The 15,826-nt window shown below is 72.7% G+C and carries 10 protein-coding genes; 1 reads left to right on the forward strand and 9 read right to left on the reverse strand.

The window, feature by feature from the left end:
- The first annotated feature begins 32 nt into the window (after nt 1–32).
- Complete coding sequence (locus A4W93_RS15605; RefSeq protein WP_085751479.1) at nt 33–1,058, forward strand: aldo/keto reductase; 1,026 nt, start codon at nt 33–35, stop codon at nt 1,056–1,058.
- Nucleotides 1,059–1,061: 3 nt separating this feature from the next.
- On the opposite strand, the gene A4W93_RS15610 is transcribed toward A4W93_RS15605, so the two are convergent.
- The 9 genes from A4W93_RS15610 to recC form a co-directional block, all read right to left on the reverse strand.
- The gene (locus A4W93_RS15610; RefSeq protein ID WP_099959914.1) at nt 1,062–2,186 is read right to left on the reverse strand and encodes an RCC1 domain-containing protein; all 1,125 of its coding nucleotides are present in this window, start codon (nt 2,184–2,186) and stop codon (nt 1,062–1,064) included.
- Between the two features lie 64 nt (nt 2,187–2,250).
- Nucleotides 2,251–4,002, reverse strand: coding sequence for a family 2A encapsulin nanocompartment cargo protein cysteine desulfurase (locus A4W93_RS15615; RefSeq protein WP_169726612.1), 1,752 nt, complete (start codon nt 4,000–4,002; stop codon nt 2,251–2,253).
- A 41-nt stretch (nt 4,003–4,043) separates the two neighbouring features.
- Nucleotides 4,044–4,979 (reverse strand): family 2A encapsulin nanocompartment shell protein, encoded by a 936-nt coding sequence (locus A4W93_RS15620; protein WP_085751482.1) that lies wholly within the window; start codon nt 4,977–4,979, stop codon nt 4,044–4,046.
- Nucleotides 4,980–5,096: 117 nt separating this feature from the next.
- Entirely contained in the window at nt 5,097–5,336 is a 240-nt protein-coding gene (locus A4W93_RS15625; protein ID WP_085751483.1) for a helix-turn-helix domain-containing protein, read from the reverse strand.
- 8 nt (nt 5,337–5,344) lie between these two features.
- Nucleotides 5,345–6,265 (reverse strand): serine O-acetyltransferase EpsC, encoded by a 921-nt coding sequence (gene epsC / locus A4W93_RS15630; protein WP_237357551.1) that lies wholly within the window; start codon nt 6,263–6,265, stop codon nt 5,345–5,347.
- A gap of 8 nt (nt 6,266–6,273) precedes the next feature.
- Nucleotides 6,274–6,741, reverse strand: coding sequence for a rhodanese-like domain-containing protein (locus tag A4W93_RS15635; protein WP_085751485.1), 468 nt, complete (start codon nt 6,739–6,741; stop codon nt 6,274–6,276).
- Nucleotides 6,742–6,847: 106 nt separating this feature from the next.
- Nucleotides 6,848–8,803 carry an exodeoxyribonuclease V subunit alpha gene (gene recD / locus A4W93_RS15640; RefSeq protein ID WP_099959917.1) on the reverse strand — a complete coding sequence of 652 codons (1,956 nt, stop codon included), beginning with the start codon at nt 8,801–8,803 and terminating at the stop codon, nt 6,848–6,850.
- Entirely contained in the window at nt 8,800–12,387 is a 3,588-nt protein-coding gene (gene recB / locus A4W93_RS15645) for an exodeoxyribonuclease V subunit beta (RefSeq protein ID WP_085751486.1), read from the reverse strand. The genes recD and recB overlap by 4 nt, the downstream gene beginning before the upstream one ends.
- Nucleotides 12,380–15,784 carry an exodeoxyribonuclease V subunit gamma gene (gene recC / locus A4W93_RS15650; protein ID WP_085751487.1) on the reverse strand — a complete coding sequence of 1,135 codons (3,405 nt, stop codon included), beginning with the start codon at nt 15,782–15,784 and terminating at the stop codon, nt 12,380–12,382. Before recC ends, recB begins: the two co-directional genes overlap by 8 nt.
- Nucleotides 15,785–15,826: the final 42 nt, after the last annotated feature.

Below are 15,826 nucleotides of genomic sequence, written 5' to 3' on the forward strand. Positions count from 1 at the left end.
TCAGCCCTCAGTACCTCGAAGGAGTCCCTCGAATGGAGTACCGCCGCCTCGGAGGCTCAGGCCTCAAGATTCCCGCCCTCGTGCTCGGCACCGCCACCTTCGGCGGCGGCACGGAGTTCTTCCGGAAGTGGGGGGACACCGACTCGAACGAAGCCACGTCGCTCGTGAGCGTGGCCCTCGAACACGGCTGCAACATGTTCGACACGGCGGATGCCTATTCGCTCGGCCAGTCCGAGGAGATCCTCGGCGCGGCCATCCGCGGCCGCCGCGACAAAGTCCTGATTGCGACAAAAACCGGCATGGCGATGGGTGATGGTCCCAACGACATCGGCACGTCACGCGAGAAGATCATCCGCTCGTGCGAGGCCAGCCTGAGGCGCCTGGGCACGGACGTCATCGACCTGTACCAGCTGCACGCGTTCGACGCGCAGACGCCCGTCGAGGAGATGCTGCACGCGCTCGACGTCCTGGTTCGGTCGGGCAAGGTGCGCTACGTGGGCGTGTCGAACTACTCGGGATGGCACCTGATGAAGATGCTGGCCCTCGCCGACCGGCACGGCCTGCCCCGCCCGGTCGTGCACCAGGCGTACTACTCGCTGGTGGGTCGCGACTTCGAATGGGAGCTGATGCCCCTCGGCCTCGACCAGGACGTGGGCACGCTCGTGTGGAGCCCGCTCGCCGGCGCGAAGCTGAGCGGCAAGATCGGCCGCAACCGCCCGGCGCCGGCCGGCAGCCGGCTGGCCACCGACGCCACGTGGGACGTGCCGGAGGATCGCCTGTACAAGGTGACCGACGTGCTGGAGACGGTGTCAGCCGAGACGGGCCGCTCGGTCCCGCAGGTGGCGCTGGCCTGGCTGCTGTCGCGCCCCACCGTGTCGGGCATCGTGATCGGCGCGCGCAACGCGGCCCAGCTCGTCGACAACCTGGGCGCGTCGGACTTCCAGCTCGACCCCGCCCAGGTCGCGCGGCTCGACGAGGCGAGCGCGGTGACCCCGGCCTACCCCTACTGGCACCAGCGGCGCACGTTCACGAAACGGAACCCGCCGCCCGTGGGCTGACCGTCAGGCACGGGCAAACCCGTAGGCCGTGTGGAAGGCCGAGAAGGCGGGGGCGAGGTCCAGCGGCACCCGGGCCAGGCCCCGCACCTCGTCGAGGTCCGGTGTGCCGTCGCCCAACGCCCCGCACTGCGCGTGGCCGAAGCTCCACACGGCGCCGCTCGACTCCACCGCGAACCCGCACTGGCGGCCGAGCACGAAGTGCGCGAAGCGGTCGAGGTCCAGGCGTCGCACGAGGCCTCGCGGCACCGGGTCGGCCGGGTACAGCCGGTCGGTGCCGATGCCGGCGGTGAAGGTGTCGCCCGTGGCCGTGCGGTAGATCGCCAGCACGCCGCCGCCGAGCCAGAGGTGTTCGACGGCGTCGATGCCTTCGACACGCACCGGCGCCATCACGCGCAGCGTCTTCGCGGTGGGCGGGAGGAAACCGATCTCCGACTCGCTGTGCCCCCAGCCGTGGACACGGCCGTCGACCAGCAGTGCGAGGCAGGCGCTGGGCGCCGCGGCGATCGTGCGAACCGGGGCGGGCAACTCGACGCGGCCTGGCACGAGGTCGGCCCGGCGTTTGCCGCGGCCCAGTTCGCCCTCCCAGCCGCCGCCCCAGGACCAGAGGCCACCGTCGGCGTCCCGCGCATACACCGTGCCGGACTGGGGGTCGGTGGCCAGCTGCACCACCGGTGGCAGGCCATCCACGGGCTGCGGACCGGCGTCGCTCGGGCGTGCCTGGTGGTGTGGACTGCCCCAGCACCACACGCGCCCGGCGCGGTCGCGCACCCAGGCGTTGTCGGCGTGCATCGTGACGTCGACGATGTCGGCCAGCCCCTCGATGCGGGCCGGCGGACACACGGCCAGTTCGGGTTCGGTGACCAGGCCGCCATCGAGCCCGCAGCCCTCGGCCGCGCCGATCCGCCGGCCGGGCAGGCCGTGCATGCCGAGGCCCCATCCCCACACCTGCCCGTCAGCATCCAGCGCGAGTGCCGCGGTCCCGTTGCCGGTGACCGCGACCACGGGCGGCAGTCCGGGCACCGGCTCGGGCCGGAGCACGTCGGGCCCGGGACGGCCGGTGACCTGCCCCGTCCTGTTGGCGCCCCAGGCGAGCAGCGTGGCGGGGGTCGAACGAAACGATGTCACCATGGCAGGCGCCCTCCCCGGCGCCATCGGCATGCGATGGCCCCGGACTCTGCCACAACCCCCGTCGTCAGCGGCGGTTGCCCGACAGGCGTTTCACCACGGCCACGAGGCGGTCCACCTCCTCGCACGTGTTGTAGAAGGCGAGCGACGGCCGCACCGTGGTCTCCAGGCCGAAGCGGCGCAGGATCGGCTGCGCGCAGTGGTGGCCCGTGCGCACCGCGATGCCCTCCTCGTTCAGCGCCTGCCCCACCTGCTCGGTGGTGTAGCCGTCGAGCACGAAGGACAGCACACTCGCCTTGTCGGCCGCCGTGCCCACGAGGCGCACCCCGGGGATCGGCTTGACATGGTGCGTCGCGTACCCGAGCAGCTGGTGCTCGTACCGGCCGATGTTCTCGATGCCGATGCGCTCCACGTACTCCAGCGCCGCGCCCAGGCCCACCGCGTCGGCGATGTTGCCTGTGCCCGCCTCGAACCGCGTGGGCGGTGCGTGGTACACGGTGCGCTCGAAGGTGACGTCGGCGATCATGTTGCCGCCGCCCTGCCACGGGGGCATGTCCTCCAGCACGTCCCGCTTGCCGTAGACCACCCCGATGCCGGTCGGGCCGAAGATCTTGTGGCCCGAGAACACGAAGAAGTCGGCGCCGAGGGACTGCACGTCCACCTTCATGTGCGAGACCGACTGCGCGCCGTCCACCAGCGCACGGGCGCCGGCGCGGTGTGCCAGGTCCACGATCTCCTTGACCGGCACCACGGTGCCGAGCGCGTTCGAGACCTGCGTCACCGAGACGATCTTCGTGCGGTCGTTCAGGAGCTTCCGGTACTCATCCAGGAGGACTTGCCCCGAGTCGTCCACCGGGATCACGCGGATCTTCGCGCCCTTCTCGGCCGCGAGCTGCTGCCACGGCACGATGTTGGCGTGATGTTCCAGGTGGGACACGATGATCTCGTCGCCCGGCCCGACGTTCCTGGCGCCCCAGCTCTTGGCCACGAGGTTGATGGCCTCGGTGGTGCCGCGCACGAAGATGATCTCCTCCGTGGAGGACGCGCCGATGAACCGGCGCACCGTCTCGCGCGCCTTCTCGTACGCGTCGGTGGCCCGGGCCGCCAGCGCGTGGGCCGCGCGGTGGATGTTCGAGTTCTCGTGCGCGTAGAAATGCGCGATGCGGTCGATGACCGACTGCGGCTTGTGCGTGGTGGCTGCGTTGTCGAACCACACCAGCGGACGGCCGTTCACGCGCTCCCGCAGGATCGGGAAGTCGCGGCGCACGGCGTTCACGTCGAACGGCGGATGGGCCGACGCGGGCCCCTGCGGGATCTCGCGGCCCGTGTGGGTGCGGGCCGACGTGGTGTCCACGAAGTAGAAGCCGCCCGGCGCGGCGGGCAGCGGCGCTTCCGGAATGCCCGTGTCCTGCAGGAAGTAGAACGGGCCCGAGGTCTCGCGTGCACCCGGCAGGTCCAGCGGCGGCAGTCCGGTGGCATGGCTGCCCACGCGGCCGTCGTAGGCCGGCGCCGCGCCGAGCACGTCGTCGGGCACGTGGTTCGGTGCCTGCGCGTGCGGCACCAGAGACGGCGCCTGCGCGGCGACGTTCGCGGGCGGCTGCGGCGACGTCGGCACGAGGTTCGCGCCCGGGGCCAGTGCGCCGAACGGCACCACGGACGGCGTGGCCGGCCCGGCGGCGCCCGGCGGCAGCGACAGGCCCGGGGGTTGCGGGTTGGAGGGCACCGGCACACCACCGGCGGCGCTGCGGCCCGGCAGCGCGGCGAACAGTTCACCGGCCAGCCGCGCGATGGCGGCCGGGTCCGGCGCGCCCGGCGGCAAGCCCGGGCTCAGCACGTCGGCGTTCGACACAGGGCCTCCGGTCACTTGTAGGTGTCCGGGTACTCGTGGTACTTGCCGATCTCGACGTCCTCGAGCACGGCCAGCGCGTCCGGCGTCTGCACGGCCAGCGAGCAGTACAGCGAGATCAGGTACGACGAGATCGCGTTGCGGTTGATGCCCATGAACCGCACCGACAGGCCCGGGCTCTGCTCGCCCGCGAGGCCCGGCTGGTACAGGCCCACCACACCCTGGCGCTTGTCACCCACGCGCAGCAGCAGCACCTTGGTCTTGCCGTCGGCGACGGGCACCTTGTCGGACGGGATCAGCGGGATACCGCGCCACGTCAGGAACTGCGACCCGAACAGGCTCACGGTGGGCGGCGGCACGCCACGGCGCGTGCACTCGCGGCCGAACGCGGCGATGGCCAGCGGGTGGGTCAGGAAGAAGGCTGGCTCCTTCCACACCTTGGTCAGCAGTTCGTCGAAGTCGTCGGGCGTCGGAGCGCCGGTCAGCGGGTAGACGATCTGGTCGGGGTGGACGCTGGCCAGCAGGCCGTAGTCGGCATTGTTGATCAGCTCGCTTTCCTGGCGTTCCTTGATCGTCTCGATCGTCAGGCGCAGCTGTTCCTTGATCTGGTCGTGCGGGCTGCTGTAGAGGTCCGACACGCGGGTGTGCACGTCGAGCACGGTGCTCACCGAGTTCAGGAAGTACTCGCGCGGCTGCTCCTCGTAGTCGACGAAGGTGCTCGGCAGTTCGGCCTCGTCACGCTTGGCGCACAGCACCTGCACGTCCTGCGGGTTGCGCACGGTGTTCAAGCGGTAGATGCCCGCCTCGACCGGCAGCCACTGCAGCAGGTGCGTGAGCCAGCGCGGGCTGATGGTCGACAGGACCGGGGCGGTCTTGGTCGCGTTGGCCAGCTGGCGGGCGGCGTTGTCGCCGAGGGCGCGCTGGCCGCTCGCGGTCTGAAGGTCCGACATGGAAGCTCCTATGGAAGAAAAACGAGGATCGATCTCTGGAAAACGACTGAGACCAGTGTCGAGGGGCGCCGTCGCGTCCTCAACCGGCTATCGCCACCACACGCGGAAAATCGTTCGTCAGGCCGCGGCCGGGTCTTCGCAATGCGCGATGAGGTGCGACAGCGGCACCTGCAGCGCCTGCGCGAGCTTCGCGGCCGTGGCGAGCGACGGCATCGCCGTGGCGCGCTCGATCTCGCCCATGTACGAGCGGTTCAGCTCGGCTTCACCCGCCAGGTGTTCCTGCGACCACCCCCTCGCCTCGCGCAGCCGGCGCACCGCCGCCCCGAAGCGTTCCCCCATGTTCTTGTCGCTCGACATGCCATCCCCTACAGCAGCGTGCGCCCGGTGTCCGGGTCGCCTTCCCTCGACTGCGCCTGCGTGATGCGGCTGCCCGGCGGCACGCTGCGCGTGAGCCACACGTTGCCGCCGATGGCCGAGCCCCGGCCGATGGTGACGCGCCCGAGGATCGTGGCCCCCGCGTAGATCACCACCTCGTCCTCGACGATCGGGTGGCGTGCGCCGCCCTTCTGCAGCTGGCCGTCCTCGTCGGTGACGAAGCGCTTGGCGCCCAGCGTGACGGCCTGGTACAGCCGCACGTCGCGGCCGATCTCGGCGGTCTCGCCGATCACGACCCCGGTGCCGTGGTCGATGAAGAAGCCAGGCCCGATGCGGGCGCCGGGGTGGATGTCGATGCCCGTTTCGCCGTGCGACAGCTCGGCGACGATGCGGGCGAGCAGCGGCACGCCCAGCCCATGCAGCTGGTGGGCGATGCGGTGGTGGATCATCGCGTGGATACCCGGGTAGCACAGCAGCACCTCGTCGACGCTGTGGGCCGCCGGGTCGCCGCGGTACGCGGCGAGCACGTCGCTGTCGAGCAGTTCGCGGATGGCCGGCAGCGCGGCGCCGAACTCACGCACCACCTCCAGCGCCCGCGCCTCGGTGGCCGCGGCCTCCTCCGTGCCGCTGCGCGCCTGGTGGCGCAGCTCCAGCTGGACCTGGCCGTGCAGCGCACCGAGCGCGGTGTCGAGCGTGTGGCCGACGTAGAAATCCTCGTGGTCCTGGCGCAGGTCGGGTGGGCCGAGGCGCATCGGGAACAGCGCGCCACGCAGGCCGGCGACGATGGCCGACAGCGCTTCACGCGACGGCAGCTCGCGGCCACCCACCTCGCGCACGCGGTGCTGCCCATCGCGCCAGCGTTCTCGGGCGCGGCGCAGCTGGGCGACGATGTCGGCCAGCCCCGGAGTCACACCGCCGCTCACTCCTGCACCCACGGCAGGCCGCGGAAACGCCAGCCGTCGGCGCTGCCGCGGTGGTTGGCGCCGTCGAGTTCGCCCTCGAAACCCTCGAGCACGTTGAAGGCGGCGGCGAACCCGGCCTTGGTCGCGGCCTCGGCCGCCAGCGCGGAGCGCCTGCCGCTGCGGCACAGCAGCAGCACCACCTGTTCATGCTTCACCTTGGCCTCGAGCTCGCGCACGAAGCGCGGGTTGCGCGTCAGGGCCGTGCCGCTCGCCCAGGCGACGTGCACGGCACCGGGCACCTGGCCCACGAACTTGCGCTCCTCGGCCGAGCGCACGTCGACGAGCACGGCGTCCCCGGACTGCGCCAGGGACCAGGCCTCACCGGGGGCGATGCCACCCGCGTAGGGCAGGCCGATGCCTCGCGCGGCCTCGCGGGCCCGCTCGAGCACGGGGTGGAGGGCGATGTCGTCTGCGGTGATCGTCATGGTGCGCCGGGCCTTCTCTCGGTACTGAACACCAGCGAGAGCGTAGGCATTCGGGCGCGAGCGAGGAACGAACCGATGCGCCGGACGATATGAGGAAAGCGAGGGTTCAGGTCACCGCTTCGGCCAGCACGTCGAGCAAGCCGCTGAACCGCTGCGTCCGCTCCGCCAGCGCCTCCGCGAACGCCCGCTCCCGCCCGCTCACCAGCGTGAAGCGCTTGCGCGCCCGCGTGATGCCCGTGTAGACCAGCTCCCGCGTCAGCACCCGGCTGGGTGCCTCGGGCAGCACGAGCACGGTGTGCTCGAACTCGGAGCCCTGGGACTTGTGCACCGTCATCGCGAACGCGGTCTCGACGTCGGCGAGGCGGCTCACGCCCACCGACCGCACGGTGTCGCCCTCCAGGAAGTGCACGCGCAGCGCCCCCCCGGGAACGCGCAGCGCGATGCCGATGTCGCCGTTGAACACGCCGCTGCCGGCGATGTTGCGGGTCACCATCACCGGCCGGCCCTCGTACCACTCGCCCGACGGGCGCAGCAGCCCGGCATCGGCCAGCGCACGCTGCACCGCCGCGTTGAGGTCCACCACGCCCCACGCGCCGTCGCGCACCGCGCACAGCAGGCGGAAGCGATCGAACGCGGTCAGCACGGTGATGGGGTCGGCGCCGTCGCGCACGGCCTCGAAACAGCCGCGGTAGCCGTCGACGGCCAGCCGCACGGCCACGGTGGCCGAGGGATCCGCGGGCCAGCCGAGTTCGGCCGCGTGGGCGCGGTCGCGCAGCAGCGCCGACGCGCGGGCCGCGTCGCCGTCGTTGACCGCGAGCGCGAGCTGGCCGATGGCGCCGTCGAAGCGGCGGCTGCGGCGCAGCATCACCGTCTGCTGCGCGAGCGGCGGGCCGCCCGTGGCGAACGCCGGCGGCAGGACCTGGCCCGTCACGGCCTCGGCGTACCGCAACGTCTCGGCGTCGTAGCGCCCCTGCTCCGCGCCGCGGCAGAGGTCACCCAGCACGGCGCCGGCCTCCACCGAGGCCAACTGGTCCTTGTCGCCCAGCAGCACGATGCGCGCGTGCGGCGGCAGCGCGTCGAGCAGCGACGCCATCATCTCGAGGTGCACCATCGACGCCTCGTCGACCAGCAGCACGTCCACGTCGAGCGGATGGGCCGCGTCGTGCTGCAGCCGGCGCGTGCCCGGGCGTGCGCCCAGCAGCGAGTGCAGCGTGCGGGCCGACTCGAGGTGCCCCACCCACTCGGACAGCGCGAGCGAGTCCCCCACCCGCCCCTGCAGTTCGATGAGCGCACTGGAGATCGACTGCTTCAGCCGCGCCGCCGCCTTGCCCGTGGGCGCCGCGAGTGCGATGCGCAGCCGCGCGGGCGCCGGGTCCACGGCCCACAGCAGCGCGAGCAGGCGGGCCGCGGTGTACGTCTTGCCCGTGCCCGGGCCGCCGGTGATGACCGACAGGCGCGAGCGCAGCGCCACGGCACACGCGAACTTCTGCCAGTCGAAGGTGTCGTCGGGCGGGAACAGCGCGTCGAGCCAGCGGCGGGCCACGGCCTCGTCGACCGGCGCATGGTGGGACACCCGGCGCGACACCTGCGTGGCCACGCGCTGTTCGTCGACCCAGTAGCGGCGCAGGTAGAGCCGCCCCGCGGACAGCACCAGCGGTTCGCTGCCACCGGACCCCTCGCCCACCACGGGGCTGTGGCGCAGCGCGTCGAGCCAGTCCGCAGCCGTTCGCGGCAGGCGTGCGGCGACCGCTTCCCAGGCTTCGGCCTGCGTGCCGGTCCAGCCCAGCAGGTCGGCCACCTTCGCGATGCCGTCGTCGATCACGAGGCACGTGTGCCCGCGCCCTTCCATGTGCACGAGCAGCGCCGCCGCCATCAGCACCGGCGCGGGATCGTGCGGCGAGAGCTCGGCGACGAAGCGCGCGAACATGTGGTCGAGGTGGCGGATCCAGCCCGCGTCGGCCCAGCGGTGCAGTTCCTCGAGCGCCTCCGCGCCCGACAGCGGCGGCCGACGCTCCGGCGGCAACAGGTCGTCGAACGCGTCCATCTGGATGCCGGGGGTCATCGTGCACTCCCGAAAGCGGCGTCGAGCGCGTCGAGGAACACGCGGTCTGCCGGCACGTGGCAGCAGCCGCCGGCCGGGCCGTGCACGCCGCGCAGGTACAGGTAGACGGCGCCGCCGAGGTGCAACCCGGGGTCGTAAGTCTCGCCGAGGCGCACCGCGAGCAGCCGGTGCAGCGCGAGCATGTACAGCGCCGCCTGCACGTCGTAGCGGTGCTCGGCCATCGAGGCCTGCAGCGCGGCCGCGGTGTAGTCACCGTCGCGCGGGCCCAGCGCGTTCGACTTGTAGTCGAGCACCCAGTACTTGCCGCCGTGGAAGAACACGAGGTCGGCGAACCCCATCAGCAGGCCGCGCAGCTCGCGCTCGGGCAGCGGCGGGCGCGGCGCGCCGTTCAGCAGGTGCAGCTGGCACAGCCGGTCGACCTCGGCCGTGGGCAGCGCCTCGCTCGGGAACCAGAATTCCATCTCGGGCAGGCGCTGTTCGATGCCGTCGAGCGCCACGCCCAGCGGCGGCAGCGGCTGCGACACCACGTCGCCCAGCCACTCCAGCACGTCGTCGGCACGGTGGCCCCACCCCTGGCGGTCGCAGCGCTTGCGCAGGCGCTCGCGCAGCACCTCCGACCGCGCGAGGCCGAACTGCTCGTCGGCCAGCCATTCGAGCTGGTCGTGCAGGAAGTTGCCGGGCATCGCGCCGCGCGGGAAGGTGTGCCATGGCCGCGTGGCCGCGGCCGGCAGCGGCGCGGCGTCGTCCTCCGACAGGGCCAGCACCTCGTCTTCCCGCACGACACCGGCCAGCGCGGGCAGCGGCGCCGCGCCGATGTGGCGCACGAGCCCCGAGAAGCTCGACACCGACCAGCGCCGCTCGAACTTCCCGGCATACGCCGGTGCATCGCGCAGCGGCGGCGGCTCGTCGTGTCGGCGCAGCCGCGTGCGTTCGGCCGCGGGGTCGAGGCGCTCGGCGACGATCTCGCCGTGGCCCGACACCACGTGCTCGACGGCCATCGCGACCCCGTCCTCGGTGACCGCCGTGGCCCCCACCAGCACGTGCCCGAGCGCGCTGCGGTGCACGACACACGCCTTGCCCGACTTCGGCGCGGCCACGCCCACCCACAGCGCATGCCGCGCCCGCGTGAGCGCGACGTACAGCAGGCGCAGGTCCTCCTGCAGCCGCTCGCGGTCGGCGAGGTCCATCACCTCGGCCGACGGATCGAGGTGCAGCTCGCGGCCCTCCACGCCCATCACCGACACCACCGCATGCCCGCGCGACGACGGCAGGCGCGCGAGCGTCGCGAACGGCAGCAGCACCACCGGGTACTCGAGGCCCTTGGACTTGTGCACGGTGACGACCTTGACCAGGTCGGCATCGCTTTCGAGCCGCACGATCTGGTCCTCCGCCCCTTCGGCGTCGTCGGCGATGCGGTCGGCGAGCCAGCGCACCAGCGCGTGTTCGTTGTCGAGGTGGCTGCTGGCCGACTGCAGCAGCTCGGCGAGGTGCAGGTAGTTCGTGAGACGGCGTTCGCCTTCCGGCGCCGCGAGCCAGCGCGCCGGCAGCGACAGCACGTGCAACGTCTGCCGCAGCATCGTCAGCACGCCCTGGCTCAGCCAGGTGCGGTGCAGTGCCCGCAGCGCCTCGGTCTGGGCGTCGAACACGGCGTCGTCGTCGGCCAGCTCGGCGAGTTCGGCGAGCGAGCGGGCGAAGGTGTCGCTGGCGAACGCGGCCCGCACGAGGCGGGCGTCGAGCGGCGACATCACCGCATGCAGCCACCGCAGCAGGTCGCGCGCTTCGGGGCTCGCGAACACCGAGTCACGGTCGGACAGGAACACCGACGCCACGTGGCGCCGCCGCAGCTCGCGCCGCACGGCGTCGGCCTCGTCGCCCTTGCGCACCAGCACCGCGATGTCGGCCGGGCGCAGGCGCTGGAAGCCCAGCTCGCCCCCTTCGAAACCGGTCTCGGGGTCGTTCAGCCAACCGACGATGCGTTCGGCACAGGCGGCGGCGAAGCGGCGCTGGATCGATTGGGCGTCGAGCAGCTCGCCGTCCACGCACAGCGTGACCGCCGGCACCTCGCCGCCGGCCGTGCGCAGGTGCTCGGCGCGGCCCTTCGCCTTCACGGACAGGAACGGCAGCGGGTCGTCGCCGCCCGCACGCAGCAGGAACGCGCCCGCGCCGGGCCGCTGCTCGGCGATGTCGAACAGGTGGTTCACGGCCGACACCAGCGCGCCCGTGGAACGGTGGTTGGTGTCGAGCACGTAGTGCCGCCCCTCGGTCGCCCGCCGGGCCGCGAGGTAGCTGTGGATGTCGGCGCCGCGGAAGCCATAGATGGACTGCTTCGGGTCGCCGATCAGCAGCAGCGCCGTGGCCGGGTCGTTGGCCGCGGTGCGGTACAGGCGGTCGAAGATGCGGTACTGCACCGGCGACGTGTCCTGGAACTCGTCGATCAGCGCGACCGGGTACTGCGCGACGATGCGCTCGCGCAGGCGCTCGCCGTTCGGGCCGGCCAGCGCGGTGTCGAGCCGGTCCAGCATGTCCTGGAAGCCGAAGCGGCCGGACTGGCGCTTGAGGTCCTGCAGGCGCGCCGCGACGTGTGACGCCGCGTGCAGTCGCAGCGGGGCGGCCCAGTCCGGCAGTGCCATCAATTCGGCGAAGGCTTCGAAACCCGGAGGAAGGTCGAGCGGTGCAGGTCCGGTCCACACCTCGGCGAGGAACGTGGGCGTGAGCCGTTCGCAGCCCTTGTCGCCCAGGTCCTTGCGCAGCGCCGCGGGGCTGCCTGCACCGGCGGCCAGCGTGTCGAGGTTGGGGTTGAACCAGCGCGGCTGGAACTTGCTTTTCACGAAGTGCCCGGCCGCGTAGTGCGCCTCGAGCCATTCGCGCATCTCCGTCACCCGGCCCTGCACGCCGGCAAGCACCTCACGGAAGCGGCCCGCCTCGCGGTCCACCACCACCGCCAGCGGCTCGCCGGTCTCCGCGCGCGCCACCTGCGGCAGCAGCGCCCGCATGTCGGCGCGCAGCGCGTCCACGTCCTTCCACACCGACAGCGCCACGTCGAGCTGATCGGGCGAGAGCCGATAGAAGTGCTGCCGCCAGTAGTCACGCACGGCCTCGTCGCGCAACACGCCGTCGTCGGGCACCAGTTCCTCGTCGAACAGGCTGCCGCTGTCGAACGCGTGTTCGCGCAGCATGCGCTGGCACCAGGCGTCGATGGTGAACACGGCCGCGTCGTCCATGCTCTCCGCCGCGGCAGCCAGGCGCCACGCGGCGGCCGGGCGGGCCGCGCCGTCGTGGGCGGCCAGCAGTTGGGTGAGGAGACCGTCCGACGCCTCGGCGTCGCCGCGGAACACCCGCGCCGCCTCCAGCAGCCGGGCGCGGATGCGGTCGGACAGCTCGCGCGTGGCCGCGCGGGTGAAGGTCAGCACGAGGATCTCGGACGGCACGAGGGCCCTCGCATGGGCCTCGCCCTCCTCCCCATGGCCCAGCACCAGGCGCAGGTACAGCGCCGCGATGGTCCACGTCTTGCCGGTGCCGGCGCTGGCCTCGATCAGGCGGCTGCCCCACAGCGGCAGCGAGAGGGCGTCGAGCGGCTCACTCATCGCCGTCCTCCTCCGCGTCGCCACTGCCGTGCGGCATGACCTTCACGGCGCCTTCGATCCAACGCGCCACCGGGCCGTAGAGCTGCTCCGCCAGCGCGGCGAAGCGGCCGTCCGCCACCAGCGACTCGAACTCGGGCCACAGGCGCGACAGGCAGGCGTCCGCGGACTCGCCGGGCAGCCGCCCGCCGTCGTAGACGGCCGCTGCGCGGGTGGCGTCGGCCACGAACGCCAGCGCCGTCTTCGCGGCCACCGGCAGCGGCTGGGCCATGCCCTCGCGCCAGACATCGATCAGTTCGTCGAGCAGCGCCCGGGCCTCGTCGGGCGCGACGGGCTCGACCACCACGGTGGCGTCGCGCGCGACGAGCACACCGCCCACCGGCGCGCGGATGGAGCCGGCCACCAGCGCACGCACCCAGGCCGACAGCAGCCGCTCCTGGCGCACGCCCTTCTTGCTCGACACCCGGCCCGGGGTCAGCTCCAGCCACACGGTGCGGTCGCCGTCGGTGACGAGGCCGTCGAGCCAGTCCTCCAGCACGACGCCGCGGTGCGCGTGGTGCACCGGCACCTTCGGCGCCGGGCGCGGGTACGCCGCGCGCACCTCGGCCCAGCGTTCGAGCATGGGCGCCACGCCGGCCACCAGCTCGCCCTGCCGGCGCGCACCTAAAGCGCCGATGGGCAGGCGACCCGCGCGCCGCAGCGCCTCGGCGCGCGTGGCCAGCGTGGCGGCCACGTCGCCGGTGTCCGGGTCCGCGATGAGTTCGTCGACGAGCTGGTACTCCTGCAGCGCGTTCAGCGAGAAGGTTTCTTCGTCCTCGGGCACCGCGTCGCCGTCGCTGAACACCACCTGCAGCCGCCGGCGGAAGAACTCGCGCACCGGCTGGCGCAGGAACGCGACGAGGTTGGCGACGGACAACGGCGTGTCGGTGTCGACGTCGACCGGCGCGAAGGCCTCGGCGGCCTCGCGGCCGTCGTGTGCGGCCCGCCACTCGCGGGCGTGCGTGAACAGCGCCCCGCCCTCGAAGTAGCGGCGGCTGAACGGCTGCAGGGGGTGTTCGGTGGTGCGGGCGTGCAGCACGTCGCCGGTCCAGCCCGCCGCGAGGTAGTCGCGGAACTGCGAGACCAGCACCGACGGCGGCCGTTCGCTGTTGTCGCGCACGTTGCGGCCGGTCCAGCTGATGTAGAGCAGCCGCCGCGCGCTGAGCACGGCCTCGAGCATCAGCTGGCGGTCGTCGTCGCGCCGCGAGCGGTCGCCGGGGCGCGTCTGGCCTGGCAGGCCCATCAGGTCGAAGTCGCTGCGGGACGTGGAGCGCGGGTAGTCGCCGTCGTTCATGCCGAGCAGGCACACCACCTCGAACGGGATGGAGCGCATGGGCATCAGCGTGCAGAACGTGACCCCGCCGCCGAGGAAGCGACGGCCGAGGCCCGGTTCGTCGACGCCGGACAGCCAGGCCTCGCGCATGGCGGCCAGCGGCACGCGCTCCTCGAACGCGGCCGTGTCGCAGGCCTCCAGCCAGCGGCGCAGCGCATCGTCCAGCGTGGCGAGCGTGACCCGGTCGCGTTCGTCGGCGGGCTTGACCAGGGCCACCAGCAGAGCGCGCACGCGCTCGGCCCACTCGGCCGGCGGCACGGGCACCACGGCCTGCTGCCACCAGTGCGTCAGCGCGTCCACCATGGCCGCGAGCGACCCGGCGAGCGACGCGTCGAGCCCGCCCACCTCGGCGTACGGCTCGATGCCGTCGAACGCCGCGCCGGCCACCATGCCGCTGGCATAACCGAGCAGCATGCGGCGCAGGCCGAAGAGCCAGGTGTTCTGCTCGCCGCAGGCTTCCAGGCCCAGGTCGGCGCGCTGGGCCTCGTTGAGGCCCCAGCGCACGCCCGAGCCGGCGATCCACGCGGTGAGCTGCGGCAGGTCGGTGTCCTGGATGCCGAAGCGGTTCGCGATGGCCGGCACGTCGAGCAGGTCGCGCACGTCGTTGAGCCGGCAGCGCTCCTGCGGCAACCGCATCAGCCAGTCGACGGCCACCACCAGCGGGTTCGTGCCGCGGTCGTTCACGTCGGCGATGTCGAACGGGATGTACCGCGCGTCCGAGCGGGCGTACTGGCCGAACACGGCCCGGATCGCGGGTGCGAGGGTCTCGACGTCGGGCACCATCACGACGATGTCGCGCGGGTGCAGCGGCCGCTCTTGTGGCGTTCCACCCGGTGTGGCGAGCAACGCGAGCAGTTGGTCGTGCAGCACCTCCACCTCGCGCTGGCCGCTGTGGGTGACGTGGAAGACGATCGAGCGGTCGTCCGCCCTCGCCGCCACCGGCGGGTGTTCCGCGATGGGCACGAGGTCGCGGATGCGGTTCTGCACCTGGGCCAGCAGCGTGGAGCCATCCTCCTCGTCGAACAGGTCGACGCGGGGAATGGCGAACCGGGCGCGGGCCGCGGCGTCGTCGAAGGCGTCGAGCTGGCGGATGAAGTCACCACCCTGCCGGCCCCACGCGGCCAGCAGCGGGTGGCCGTGCAGGTGCATGTCTTCCAGCGGGATGGCGGCGAGGTCGCGGCCCCCGCGCAGCGGATGGCGGCCGCGCGACGGGCGCAGCGCATCGCGGCCCTGGAGGATGTCGGCCCAGTGGAAACGGCACGGGTTGGGCACGGCCAGCAGCACCTGGGCGTGCGTCGACAGCGCGGCCAGTGCCTCCATGGTCTGCAGCGGCACGTGCGACATGCCGAACAGCACCACGCGGCGCGCCACCGGGGACACCGGTGTGCCGTTTTCCATCGCCGAGACGAAGCGCCGGTGCAGCTGGGGGCGTGTGCCCGATCGCTCGGACGGGCTCAGCAGGCCCAGCACCTCGCGCCACAGCAGCGGCTGCCAGCGCTGGTCGTCGGGCACGGGCCGGTCGGGCGCGCCCGGGTTCGGCAGCACGTCGCGGCCCGCCGCCCAGGTGTCGAGCCAGTCGCTTCGGTAGACCTGGTACTGGTCGAAGAGGTCGGCCAGGCGCTGGCACAGCTGCAGGCGCCGCACCACGTCGTCGCCGTGCAGGAACCGCGCGAGCGGCTCGTACCCCGGCCGGGACAGCAGCGTGGGCACGTGCGCCATCAGCCGCCACGTGAGCGCGGCCTTGTCGAGGGGCGAGACCGGCGGCACCGCATCGCGTCCCAGGGCCTGCCGGAAGGTGCGCCACATGAACCGCGCGGGCAGTTCCACTCGGGTGGCCGCGCACACGCCCAGCCGCTCGGCGAGCGCCATCTTGAGCCACTCGGCCACGCCGTTGCTCTGCACGAGGAACACCTCCTCCTCGAGCGGGCCCAGCGGCTGGCGCTGGATCCACTCGAACAGGGCGTCGCGCAGCAACTCGGAGCGGTTGCCGTGGAGCACCAGCAGGCCGGGCTGGATGGACGGGGTCATGCCCGGATTCTGGCGTGCGCCAGGCTCGCCAGGTGAGCCAGC

Origin of the sequence: Piscinibacter gummiphilus, from assembly GCF_002116905.1 — a bacterium.
GTDB classification, from domain to species: Bacteria; Pseudomonadota; Gammaproteobacteria; order Burkholderiales; family Burkholderiaceae_C; genus Rhizobacter; species Rhizobacter gummiphilus.

Coding starts and splice junctions, on each gene's coding strand:
- A4W93_RS15605 (WP_085751479.1), top strand. CDS start 33: ATGGAGTACCGCCGCCTCGGAGGCTCAGGCCTCAAGATTCCCGCCCTC.
- A4W93_RS15610 (WP_099959914.1), bottom strand. CDS start 2,186: ATGGTGACATCGTTTCGTTCGACCCCCGCCACGCTGCTCGCCTGGGGC.
- A4W93_RS15620 (WP_085751482.1), bottom strand. CDS start 4,979: ATGTCGGACCTTCAGACCGCGAGCGGCCAGCGCGCCCTCGGCGACAAC.
- A4W93_RS15625 (WP_085751483.1), bottom strand. CDS start 5,336: ATGTCGAGCGACAAGAACATGGGGGAACGCTTCGGGGCGGCGGTGCGC.
- A4W93_RS15635 (WP_085751485.1), bottom strand. CDS start 6,741: ATGACGATCACCGCAGACGACATCGCCCTCCACCCCGTGCTCGAGCGG.
- recD (WP_099959917.1), bottom strand. CDS start 8,803: ATGACCCCCGGCATCCAGATGGACGCGTTCGACGACCTGTTGCCGCCG.
- recB (WP_085751486.1), bottom strand. CDS start 12,387: ATGAGTGAGCCGCTCGACGCCCTCTCGCTGCCGCTGTGGGGCAGCCGC.
- recC (WP_085751487.1), bottom strand. CDS start 15,784: ATGACCCCGTCCATCCAGCCCGGCCTGCTGGTGCTCCACGGCAACCGC.